This window comes from Acinetobacter sp. PC34, from assembly GCF_051789135.1.
GTDB lineage: Bacteria > Pseudomonadota > Gammaproteobacteria > Pseudomonadales > Moraxellaceae > Acinetobacter > Acinetobacter johnsonii.
The window spans coordinates 1,648,197-1,660,440 of sequence record NZ_CP196664.1; the positions used below are offsets into that span (position 1 = coordinate 1,648,197).

The following is a 12,244-nucleotide window of genomic DNA, read 5'->3' on the forward strand; positions in this document are numbered from 1 at the left end:
GATTACCAATCGTTTGATTCATTTGCTTGTTGTACGCCCAGTAGTTCTTGGACGTTATGCAGTGGATTTTCGTTTTTAATGACTTGATTTAACCATTCATGTAGTGGCATCTGACTCCACTTGATGGTTTTTTGTAACATATAACTTACTGGACTATGCGGTTCATTAGCTTGGAAATAGTCAGAAATTTCTTGTAATACCCGCATGGCTTGTTCACGGTTTGCTAAGTGATTTTGCGGTTGAACCTGAAAGCCTTTGGATGGATGGACGATGTTCATGTCAATCTCTTGTTCTTTGTGCTGAGTAAATGAAAGTGTCTGTGTTGTTATCGTTGTGGCAGCAGAAGACTCAGACGTATGTGTCGCCATTACAGGTTGGGTAAAAACATCGGTTTTATAGAGCTTTTTTAAACTGGTGTGGATGTTTTCAAGCTGAGTATCAATAGCAGCAAAGCTTGGTGCATCTAAGCCCATTAAGGTATCTAACACACTTTTCAAAATTGACCATTCAGCCAGAATCGCCGAAAAATGTTGATAGTTCTGATATTGAAATGATTTTGATGTGTTGAACAAGCTCAGCTCAAACTGTTCCAAAATTTGAGAGCTATTGGCATCCTCCGTATAACTTTCTACTTGTTTCAACAAATGATTTTTTTGTCTCAGTAAGGCTTCATAATCGCTGAGTGAAAATGCAGGAACATTCACGATAGCGACTTGTTTAATCAGTGGAATCAAATGATTAATGGAACCTTGCAACAAACCTAGACGTTGATCTAAATCTTCTTCTTCAATTTCAGGATGAAGTTGTGTCCAATACTCATTTAGCGTTCGATGCATAAGCTCTAAGGCTTTTGCGGTGCCTTCGAATCCGTATAAATTTGACCACGCTTCAAGTAACCAGCCCATTAAGCGTAAATCTTTTGATTTTCCCGTGAGCAGCTCGATAGATTTTTGTTCAACGAAATGCCAGTCTGCTTGCTTAGGTTCAGCGACCCAGTCGCCTTGATCGAGTAGTGGATCATCCTGAGTTTTTGCAATTTTGATAGCGTGGAATTCATTGGAAAAAGACAAGTCTTGTCCACATGGTTGATCGCTTGAGATAGGAGACAATAAAGACTCGATTTCTAAGCTCATAATTTTACACTCTATATTCTATTAAACTTGATTCGCTTTATTTTTAGCAGGATGTCGTTTCTTTTTAGCCGTGGTCTTTTCGACAGGGTCTAAAACATACGTAATTTCATCATCTTTGACATCAATCTGAATGACTTTAGGCAAATTGTCTACTGCCAAAGCCATCAATATTTCTGTGGCTAAAGCAGGCAATATACTGGCATTCAAAATGTGATCAACATTTCGTGCACCGCTATCGACTTCCGTGCAGCGACTTAATAACAGTTCTACCAATTCCTCTGAATATTGAACTTTGGTTTGGTACTGCTTCTCAAGGCGAGAGGTTATTTTCTTGATTTTATGATGGATAATTTGAATCAGTAAATCATCATGCAGTGGGAAATAGGGAACGATACGCATGCGCCCTAAAAAAGCAGGTTTAAATTGTTTATATAAACTTGGTTTTAACTGCTCTGCTAAGCTTTCCGCGGTTGGCCATGTATCAATCGGTTGATTCAAACACGCCTGCATAATGGTATTCGAACCTACATTCGAGGTCAAAATAATGGTGGTATTCTTAAAGTCGATGACTCGACCTTCGCCATCTTCAAGCGTACCTTTGTCAAAAACTTGATAAAAGAGTTCTTGAACATCGTTGTGTGCTTTTTCAATTTCATCCAATAAAACCACACTATAAGGATTGCGGCGAACGGCTTCAGTCAGCACACCACCTTGAGCATATCCCACATATCCAGGTGGAGCACCTTTTAAAGAAGAAACGGTATGTGCTTCTTGATATTCAGACATATTAATAGTGATTAGGTGGGATTCTCCACCATAAAGCTCATTCGCCAGCGCAAGCGCGGTTTCGGTTTTACCGACACCACTTGGACCCACCAACATGAACACGCCTTGCGGTTTATTGGGATCATCCAATTTTGCTTTAGATGTTTTAATTCCCTGAACCAGTTGATGTAGGGCAGAGTCTTGTCCCATAACACGCTCAGCCAGTTTGCTTTCTAGGCTGAGAATTTGTTTTATTTCATCGTTCACCATATTACCCACAGGAATACCGGTCCAGTCTGAAATAATTTCATTAATGATTTGTGCATTAACACGCTCAAACACTAAGGGATTCTGGCCTTGTACATTGCTTAATTCTTCACGAAGCGCAGCAATCTCTTTTTGATCGTTGTGAACCGTTGTATCTTGTTGGCGTTGTTTTATCTGTTCAACAAGCGCTCTTTCTTTTTGCCATTGCGCTTGAGTGTGTTCAATTTCACACTCAAGCTGCACTAGTTTTTGCTTTAGATCATGTAGGCGCTCATGATGAATCGGCAAATTTTTATGTTCATTTTCTAAAATCTCATATTCAAGTTTGAGATTATGTTGTTGAGCAAGCATCTGATCTAACTTCACAGGTTGTGCGTTTTGAGTGAGTGCTACACGCGCTGCGGCTGTATCGAGTACGCTAATCGCTTTGTCTGGGAGTTGGCGGCCACTAATATAACGATGCGAAGAATGTACGGCTGTGATGATAGCTTCATCATCAATATTTAAATTAAAATGATTGGCCATGACTGGTAACATGGCACGTAACATATCGATGGCGACATCTTCGGTTGGTTCTTCAACTTTAACGACTTGAAAGCGTCGACTGAGCGCTGCATCTTTTTCAAAATATTGTTTATATTCAGCCCATGTGGTTGCTGCAATGGTACGTAACTCACCACGAGCCAGTGCGGGTTTTAATAGATTGGCAGCATCATTTTGGCCTGCTTGACCTCCCGCACCAATCAAAGTATGTGCTTCATCAATAAATAAAATTATAGGATGAGTGGCAGACTGAACCTCTTGAATCACTTGTTTCAAGCGATTTTCAAATTCACCTTTTACACTGGCACCTGCTTGCAATAGTCCCATATCAAGCGTATGCAGTTGAACATTTTTTAAAGCATCAGGCACTTGGTTGTTCACAATTTTTAATGCCAAACCTTCAACGACAGCCGTTTTTCCTACACCCGGTTCACCAGTTAAAATGGGGTTATTTTGGCGTCGACGCATTAGGATATCGAGCATTAAACGTATTTCAAACTCACGACCAATAACGGGGTCGATAAGGCCACTTTGTGCCTTTTGGGTCAGGTTAATTGTATATTGATCAAGTGCTGGCGTTTTGTTTTTAGCCAAATGCTGTGCAGGCTCAGTGCTTTCGCTTGGTGCTGTTTCCTGTAAAACATCTTGTTCGATACTGTTTGAGCATAGGTCTAAAAATTTATGCTTCATTGTATCGATCGGGAACAGTTCAAATTGGCCCGAAGCGCGTAATGCCATTTGATGCAAATCTGGTGCTGTTAAAAGTGCTACCAAAATATGACCTGTTCGAATGACAGGATTTTGTTCGGCTGAAGCAAGTAACCACGCTTGCTCCAATAAACGAATAATGGATTGAGCAAATATCGGGGTGCGAGTATTTCCTTTAGGCAACTGGGAAAGACTGAGTTGTAAATCCTTAACTAAAAAATCATGGGAAATTTTATATTTTTCAACCAATAAGTGGAGATCATTTGGCTCTTGTTGTTCTAATAATTCAAGAAAAAAATGCTCAATTTCGATTTCATAATTTTGTTGATTAATACAACTATTTGCAGACTTCTCTAGAGCAACACGCGCATGATTAGATAGCTTCTTAATTAATATTTTAAGGTTATTCATATGTAACTCAGTCATGCTTTATAGCAAAGTTTTTACAAGACAAATATGCCAATGGCTATCTGTGTTTTTAGTGTAAATATAAAATTATTTATAAATTAGCATTTTACAAGCCATTATAAATGCTATTTGGCGGGTATTTTATATATATGCCATCATAATACACAAATGAAATTTAGATAAAAAAGAAGATATATTACAAAAAGCAAACACAGTTACTTTTGAGTAACATTTTTTACCTTGACTTTAGGTGCCATATTTTTGTTAAATCCAAGCGCATTATATAAGCAGAAAGTATTTACCTAGGGTGTGTATATTTTAAATCGAAGTTACTGATAATAATTTTAATTTTTATTCATAAAGGTTTGAGGCAAGTTTTGAAAAAATATTATTTAATTTTACCTACATTCGTTTTATTAACGGCGACACCATTTGCTTTTGCAGCGGTAGAAGAGGGTATTAGTTTAAAAAATAAGTGTATTAAAAATTACCCATTGGTAAATGGTGAAACTGATCATGATTTACTAAATTTATATGCACAGATTTGCGATAGTAAAAATAAAAAAAATGATGAGCTAAAAAATAAATTATTGGTTCAAGCTGCTAGTCGATATCAAGAACTTGGGAAAAGTTATAAAGCACTTCAACTGGTTGAAGAGTTAAATGCGCGAAATATTAATCATACATCATTAACAGATACTCGGTTTTTAGCTGGCGTTTCGATTGCAAATACGGCGTTAAACCATATGCGTCAAGAAGAAATGCGCTATTTATCTACAGATTTAACCTATCCGCCTGCCAAAGAGCTGTCTAATCTCGTTCGTAATTCTTTGCCTGCGCCAGATACGAGTGATGCAAAGGCTGTGGTGATCAAAGCACCAAAGAAAACCACGCGTAAGACTGCGAGTTCAACCAAACAAACCACAAAGAAAACAACGGCTCAGGTGGCAAAACCCAAAAAAGTTGAGAAAGTACAATCAACAGAAGTGGCGAGCAAACCGAATACAAATCCCTTCAATTCACTTTAAAAACTTTCATTTTTGAAATAATAAAAAACAGGATTTTCATATGGCTAAACGTGAAAGCGTCCAAAAAAAGTTACAGCGTATTCGACCACCTCGGGTACAACTGACTTATGATGTTGAAGTTGGTGATGCTAAAGAAATTAAGGAATTACCATTTGTTGTTGGTGTTTTAGGTGATTTCTCAGCGGTATCTGAAATAGAAAAAACCAAGCTCAAAGACAAAAAATTTATTAATGTTGATTTGGAAAACATTGATGAAGTCATGGAGTCTTTAGCACCACGTGCAGCCTATCAAGTTGAAAATACATTGACTGAAGAAGGTGGACGTATGTCTGTTGATTTGACGTTTAAGTCGATGGAAGATTTTCGTCCTGAAAATGTGGTTCAGCAAGTGGATCCATTGAGAAAATTAGTGGAAGCTCGTGAACGTTTAACTGATTTGCGTAACAAAATTTCGAATAATGAGCGCTTAGAAGATCTACTTGATCAAGTTCTGCAAAATACAGATCAAGTACGCAAAATGAGTGTGGAGGCTGAAAATGAATAATGCCCAATCCGCTGCAGTTGCTCAAGATACTACTGAAGAATTTACGCTTTTAGATTCAATCGTTGAACGTAGTCGAATTGCTCGAAATGAAGAAGAGCATGATCGAGCGAAAAGTTTAATTGGCGAACTTGCTAAAGAAGTGATGGCGGGGACGATTACTGTTTCAGAAAATATGACATTATCGATTGATAAGCGTATTGCTGAAATTGATGCGCTCATTTCGACGCAGCTCAGTAAAATTATCCATGATGAACAATTTCAAAAAATTGAATCGACATGGCGCGGTTTATATTACTTTTGCCAAGAAACGCCATCTAATCCATTGATTAAGATTCGTATGTTGAATACAACGAAGAAAGAATTAATCAAGGATTTTCAAGGCGCAACGGACTTTGATCAAAGTACATTGTTTAAAAAGATCTATGAAGAAGAATATGGGTCATTTGGTGGTGCGCCATATGCCACATTAATTGGCGATTTTGAGTTTGATCGTACACCTTCAGACATGTATTTGCTGGAACAAATTTCACATGTTGCTGCAGCTGCACATGCACCTTTTATTTCCGCAGCAGATGCCAACATCCTCGGATTGGAATCCTTTACGGATATTGACCGTCCGCGTGAAGTATCCAAAATTTTTGAAACCGCTGAATATGTCCAGTGGCGTTCTTTCCGAGAAAGTGATGATGCGCGCTATGTTGCATTAACAATGCCACGTGTATTGGGGCGTCTGCCTTATCACCCTAAGGAAGGTACAGCGACTGAAGGCTTTAACTTTGTGGAAGAAGTCTCTGGGCAAAATCATGATGAATATTTGTGGATGAATGCAGCCTATGCTTTTGGTACGCGTTTGACCAATGCTTTTGATATGCATGGTTGGTGTGCTGCCATTCGTGGTGTTGAAGGTGGTGGTTTGGTAGAGGGATTACCTGTTCATACCTTTAAAACCAGTGATGGTGAAGTGGTCTTTAAATGTCCAACTGAAATTGCCATCACCGACCGTCGTGAAAAAGAACTCAGTGATCTTGGCTTTATTCCTTTAGTACATTGTAAAAACACGGATTATGCAGCATTTTTTGGTGCGCAATCGACGCAGAAACCTAAAAAGTATAATAGCGATTCTGCCAATGCGAACTCTGCTTTATCTAGCCAAATTCAGTACATTATGGCCGTTTCACGTATTGCACATTATTTAAAAGCCATGATGCGCGATAAAGTCGGAAGTTTTGCTTCGGCTGGAAACATTGAAACATTTTTAAATGAGTGGTTGGCTCAATATATTTTGCTTGATGACGGGGCTTCACAAGAGGCGAAAGCGCAATATCCGCTGCGTGAAGCATCTGTCAAAGTTGTAGAGAACCCAGCACAACCGGGGCACTACAAATCTGTGGTTTTCTTAAGACCACATTTCCAGTTGGATGAGTTGTCAGTATCACTGCGACTTGTTACTGAGTTACCTCAGTCCTCAAACTAATTTGAGTGCCAACACATAATAACTTTAGAATAGGAAAAGATTACAAATGAAAGACATATACGTACAGTTCAGAGGTAAATATAAGGTCGATGGCGAGTCACGTGATACAGAGCACCAAGGCTGGTTAGAGGTGAACTCTTGGTCACACAATATTCGTCAGCCAAAGTCTGCAACATCATCAAGTGTTGGTGGTCATACAGCGGAACGTGTTGAACATTCTGATATGCTGTTTGTTAAAGATTTGGATGCAACCAGTCCAAAACTTTGGGAAGCATGTTCAGCGGGTTATACCTTTGATGAAGTACAAATTGATTTTTATCGTGCAAATGGCGATAAGCGCATCAAGTATCTACAAATTAAATTGAAGCATGTTTTGGTTTCAAGTGTTACGCCAACAGTAAGTGAGGAAGGTGTTCCGCTTGAAGGGTTTGGTTTGAAATATGCTGCTGTGGAATGGACGTATAACCAGCAAGATATTAATGGCACACAAAAAGGTGCTGTGACCAAGAAATGGTCTCTATCAAACAATACTGCATCATACGCTGCATAAAAATAACTGAAAAAATAAAGGCTAACCAACGTTGGCCTTTATTTATGCGAGATGATTTTAATCAACATGAATCTAGATCAGCTTTATCCCTATGGGTTTAGAAAAACGCTATTTGACCGATTACTACCGACCACTGAACAGGACCGATTGGGGATGTCTCTTCAGGAGCTACGTGAATCCGTCGCGACCGACTTAGAAGATTTGTTGAACAGTCGTATGGCGAATTTTAATGATTCAATTGATGCTTTTCCGTTGGTGAAAAAGTCCATTGTTCAATTTGGAATCATTGATTTTGTTGGATTATCGACTGCAAATCCGACCGATCGCGATAAAATTTGCCAGTCGATTGCAGCGTCTATTACTGCACATGAGCCGAGACTGAAACAAATCAAAGTCGAAATGTTGCTTGATGGACAGAATATGGGGGCGTTGTGTTTGAGTATTCAAGCCTATTTAAATATTCATCCTTTATATGAACCCGTGATTTTTGATGCTTTGCTCAAACCGACAACACAACAATATGTTATTTCTGCAAGAGCTTAATGGGGCTGATTTGTGATTGAAGAATTATTACCGTACTACGAAAAACAATTACAAGAATTTGGGCAGCAGTCCCGTGAGTTTTCGCAAAAATATCCAAAAATCGCTCAGCGTTTATCCTTAAACCAAGAGCAAGTAGATGATCCACATATAGAACGCTTAATTCAGTCCTTTTCTTTAATTGCAGCAAGAATCGATAAGAAACTGGCGGACAGTTACGACATCTTTACTCGGTCTTTGTTTGAGGTGATGTTCCCTCAATACCTCAAACCATTTCCTGCATGTACTGTGGTCAGTTTTGAAGACCTAAATAAGTGTAAACAATTAACTGAAGCTCATCTTATTCCTAAAAATACTGCAATAAAATCAAGAAGTTTTAAAGGTGTACAGTGTGAATTTAGCACCACACAAGAACTAAAGTTATTACCCATTGAACTTAGTCATCTCAATTTTAAAACCAATCCTAGTGCGCATATGCATTTAAATCAAAATGCAACGCTTAGCTTAGGATTTAATATTTTTAATCAGGCACATCGAATTTTAGAAAAAGAAAATTTGCCTATTTATTTGGATGCGATATCCAATTTTCCACTACAAGTTTTGGATGCTGTGTTCCAGTCGAGTACAGGATTTTCATTAAAGGTTGGTCATCGCGTCATCGACATCACAAATCCGTTTAGTATCATGGGTTTTGCTGAAACTGAAAGTCTGTTGCCCTTGGATCAACATACACATCATGCATACCGGCTGTTGATGGAATATTTCTGTTTTTCTGAAAAATTTAATTTCCTCAATATGAACTTAGGTTTGTTAAAATATTTAGAAAAAGAGCAAAATCAGTTTGAAATTTTGATTCATCTTAAACTGAATTTAAATGATCAGGTCAATATTCGAAATTATTCTGAGTTGAATATCGCGAACTTTAAATTATATGTAGTACCAGTTATCAATTTATTTAAAAAACAGGCTGAACCTCAAAAAATTAATCATCAACAACTCGAATATCCTTTAATTACCGATGCTCATCATCCTGAGTTTTATCAAACTTATTCGATTACTAAAATGCAAATGATTCGTGAAAAGTCAAATAAAGATCAAACTACTTTTGACATTTATCCATTCTTTGCGATGAGTCATTATCAAAAGGATGAGACTCAGTTTTTTTATAGTTTGAATTCGGCACAGCTACAAAATAAATATGTTGAAACAGGTTATAGTATTATTTCAAAACATTTATCACCTGAAACAACCAAATCTGATTTTATCAGTACGCAATTATTATGCTCCAATCGTGATTTACCCCATGAGGCATTGAGCCAAGCCAACAATATATTAAATTTGAATGACAGTAGTCTGGCACGGCGAGCTGTGGTTTTAAAAAGACCGAATAAACCCTATTACTTTGAACAAAATAAAAAAGAGCAATGGCGGATCATTTCGCATTTATCATTAAATACTTTATCTCTCACCAAGGGCGATGCTTTAAGCCATATTCAGGAATTGCTTGAACTGTATAACCTGCCTCAGCTCAAAGAAAACCACCTTATTATTAATGCGATTCAGTCGGTTAGTTTTGAATTAAAGCAAAAGATGGTGGATGCAAAACCATTCCCACTCTTTATACGAGGGTTGAAAGTAAATCTAGGGGTTGATTCGAAAGTGTTTCGAGGACATAGCCTGTATATTTTTAGTCAGTTGTTGTCGCATGTCTTTAATCTAAAAGTCCAGATGAACAGTTTTGTCGATGTTGTTATTTCAGATGCTCAATCTCAACAGGAGTTATACCAATGCGTGCAGAACGTTGGTGGCAAGACACTTCTATAGTTGACGTACTGGTTGAACAACCGAACGCTTTTGAATTTATTCAGGCCACGCGATTATTACGTCATGCGGAAGCTCCCCATGCCCAAAAAGAAGGGGATTGGGCAAAGCAGTTTAAGTTTCATAGTTCACTGAATCTCAATTTCCCGAATGCCGAAATTGAGAGTTTGACCCTTGACGAAGAAAAAATTCACTTAACCAACTTAATGATTGGTTTAACTGGGATTCAGGGCACCTTACCGTATAGCTATACCAATAAAATTAAACAAAGTGCGCGTATACAACGGAATGAAACACTTCATTTTTTAGGTTTATTTAATCACAAGCTCACGGCGCAATATGTGGACGCCTCTTTAGCTTACCATTTACCGATTCGCTATGAGATTGAGCAAGAAAACCATTACCTCGATATTTTGCATGCACTAAATGGTTATGTGAGTGCTCAACATGAGCAACAGGACTTAGATGATTATTTTGCTGAATTCGCTGGATTAATGCAGGGGCAAAATAATACAGCACATGCGCTAAAAACCATGCTGGGCTGTGTGTTTAAGCAACCGTTTAAAATTAAAGAATTTGTGGAAGAGATCTTTCGCTTGTCCCCTGAACAAAGAAGCACACTGGGGGGCAATAATCAATTAGGCATTAATACCTTTTGTGGAGAAAATATCCGTCAAATAGATGGAAAAATTGAAATAGAAGTTGGCCCCGTCTCATACACCGAGTATTTAAAATTTTTACCCGATCAAGCTGAGAGTATAAAACTTAAACGATTACTTGCAAGCTGGCTGAGTCCAACGCTTGGGGTGGATTTAAGAATCATCCTGAGGAAAGAGGATATTCAACCGATTCAGCTGAGTTCAACGATGACCATTGGTTTATCACAAGGCGCTTTTTTAATGCCGATGCCGACCGAACACAATCACGAAACCTGTTATACATTGATGGGGATGGGACATGCTTAAGCTCTTTATTGGTACTTTGAGCAGCTTATTGTTGTTTGTCGCAGGAATCGTCATTTTTTACTGGCGTGATATTCAGTATGACCCAACTGGGGCAGACCTGCTTAATTATTTACTTCTATTTCCATTGATTCTGTGCGTAATTTTATGGTCTCCAGTATTTATTTATCGTGCAATTAAAGCTCACCAAAAGCGTAAAGAGCAACAAAAACAAGCACAAGTAGAGCAGCATCAGGATGATGAGAACCAACAGGCTGGAGCTGTTGAAGTTCAGTGGTTAAACCTGAATATTTATTCCTCGTCTGCATATAGTGCCTTTGGGGAAAATGACGAGATTCTTGACGAGATTAAAAAATTTAAAAGCCCAGAGCTCGATACGCAATTACAAAATGCCTATGGCTTACCGATGCTGTCTTATCGCATACATGCACTAGATCATGTCATTACAAATCAGGACGATGATGAAGTTGTTGATCATCCGCGCCATCTGCGAATCCAAGCCCTGATCGAGCATCAACTAGAGCAACATGCAGAAACATTGTGGCAAATCTCACAGCATTTAAAGCAATCTGCCTTATTTTATGATAGTGAATTGGCCTATGAGTATCGTATGCATCCGGCATGGATTGATCCTAGGAGTGAATATGATAGCAATGAACCAGAGGAACAACCTGATGTGCAGCAGGTTGCTAAATTAAACCGTATCAATATACATATGCTGCTGCCTGAATCGATGTTACATGCTTGGAATGAAGAACAAAGCAGTGGTGTCGTACAGGATTATTTAAGTTCACTGGGCATGATTACGCAGCAAATTCATCTTGAGCACCATTATTTCAGTCAAGAAACAGCCTATAAAGAGTGGATGCTGTTATTGGAGCAAATTTCTCAGCAGTCAGAAGAAATCACGTTCATCCTGAATGTAGATTCAGAAATTGACCAAGAACTGCTTGATGAAAAAACATGGTTAACCGACCATTACTTGCCTGCTGAATATGCCTCTAGTTGGTGCTTAGCATCATCTTCTTTACCATTACTTGATATCAAACCCTTAAAACAACTCAAGATTGCACTAAACGAGGCCAATCTTGCCAATCATTTTGCATCCCCACCGATGAAGCAATTAGAACAATTTAAAGATATTCAGCCTTTTGTGCTGATGCTCGATGATATTACAGACATTCAAACCATGAAAAAACTTAACCAAACTTTCGATCGAAGTGGGATTGAATCGCATCACTTCATTCATACCAAACAAAGCTTTGGACATACGCAGCATTTGGCCAAAGTATTTGGATTTATGTTGAGTATGCATTTGCCTGATGAGTTGATGGCGATGATTTATAGCACTGATCAATTGTCTACACATTGTTTTCTACATGCGTGTGAAGACAGTAATATCCCTATAGAACCAACCATTTAAATTAAAAAAGAATAAGAGAGTATTGTGAATTCTTTATTTTATAACGTCTTAGGTTATGTTTGGCAGTATGTGAGCAAC

General features: G+C 38.2%; 10 protein-coding genes. 8 read left to right on the forward strand and 2 right to left on the reverse strand.

The annotated features are described in order from the left end of the window. Positions 1-2 precede the first annotated feature (2 nt). Positions 3-1,133 (reverse strand): type VI secretion system protein TssA, encoded by a 1,131-nt coding sequence (tssA, locus tag ACSC9N_RS08035; protein ID WP_094148606.1) that lies wholly within the window; start codon positions 1,131-1,133, stop codon positions 3-5. A 21-nt stretch (positions 1,134-1,154) separates the two neighbouring features. After that, on the reverse strand, positions 1,155-3,842 hold the full coding sequence (tssH, locus tag ACSC9N_RS08040; protein WP_439036134.1) for a type VI secretion system ATPase TssH: 2,688 nt from the start codon (positions 3,840-3,842) through the stop codon (positions 1,155-1,157). A gap of 359 nt (positions 3,843-4,201) precedes the next feature. Here tssH and ACSC9N_RS08045 point away from each other — a divergent pair, with 359 nt between their 5' ends. From ACSC9N_RS08045 to ACSC9N_RS08080, 8 genes are all read left to right on the forward strand, one after another. Then, complete coding sequence (locus ACSC9N_RS08045; RefSeq protein ID WP_094148605.1) at positions 4,202-4,852, forward strand: hypothetical protein; 651 nt, start codon at positions 4,202-4,204, stop codon at positions 4,850-4,852. Positions 4,853-4,892: 40 nt separating this feature from the next. Next, positions 4,893-5,396 carry a type VI secretion system contractile sheath small subunit gene (gene tssB, locus ACSC9N_RS08050; RefSeq protein WP_395475137.1) on the forward strand — a complete coding sequence of 168 codons (504 nt, stop codon included), beginning with the start codon at positions 4,893-4,895 and terminating at the stop codon, positions 5,394-5,396. Then, on the forward strand, positions 5,389-6,870 hold the full coding sequence (gene tssC, locus ACSC9N_RS08055; RefSeq protein ID WP_004693079.1) for a type VI secretion system contractile sheath large subunit: 1,482 nt from the start codon (positions 5,389-5,391) through the stop codon (positions 6,868-6,870). The genes tssB and tssC overlap by 8 nt, the downstream gene beginning before the upstream one ends. Before the next feature lie 46 nt (positions 6,871-6,916). Then, positions 6,917-7,420: an Hcp family type VI secretion system effector gene (locus ACSC9N_RS08060; RefSeq protein WP_004693082.1), complete on the forward strand. Its 504-nt coding sequence runs from the start codon at positions 6,917-6,919 to the stop codon at positions 7,418-7,420. A 66-nt stretch (positions 7,421-7,486) separates the two neighbouring features. Beyond that, the gene (gene tssE / locus ACSC9N_RS08065; RefSeq protein WP_010326723.1) at positions 7,487-7,963 is read left to right on the forward strand and encodes a type VI secretion system baseplate subunit TssE; all 477 of its coding nucleotides are present in this window, start codon (positions 7,487-7,489) and stop codon (positions 7,961-7,963) included. A 12-nt stretch (positions 7,964-7,975) separates the two neighbouring features. Then, positions 7,976-9,784 (forward strand): type VI secretion system baseplate subunit TssF, encoded by a 1,809-nt coding sequence (gene tssF / locus ACSC9N_RS08070; protein WP_010326722.1) that lies wholly within the window; start codon positions 7,976-7,978, stop codon positions 9,782-9,784. After that, positions 9,748-10,746 (forward strand): type VI secretion system baseplate subunit TssG, encoded by a 999-nt coding sequence (tssG, locus tag ACSC9N_RS08075; protein WP_094148604.1) that lies wholly within the window; start codon positions 9,748-9,750, stop codon positions 10,744-10,746. Before tssF ends, tssG begins: the two co-directional genes overlap by 37 nt. Continuing rightward, positions 10,739-12,166 carry a hypothetical protein gene (locus tag ACSC9N_RS08080; protein ID WP_094148603.1) on the forward strand — a complete coding sequence of 476 codons (1,428 nt, stop codon included), beginning with the start codon at positions 10,739-10,741 and terminating at the stop codon, positions 12,164-12,166. The genes tssG and ACSC9N_RS08080 overlap by 8 nt, the downstream gene beginning before the upstream one ends. Positions 12,167-12,244: the final 78 nt, after the last annotated feature.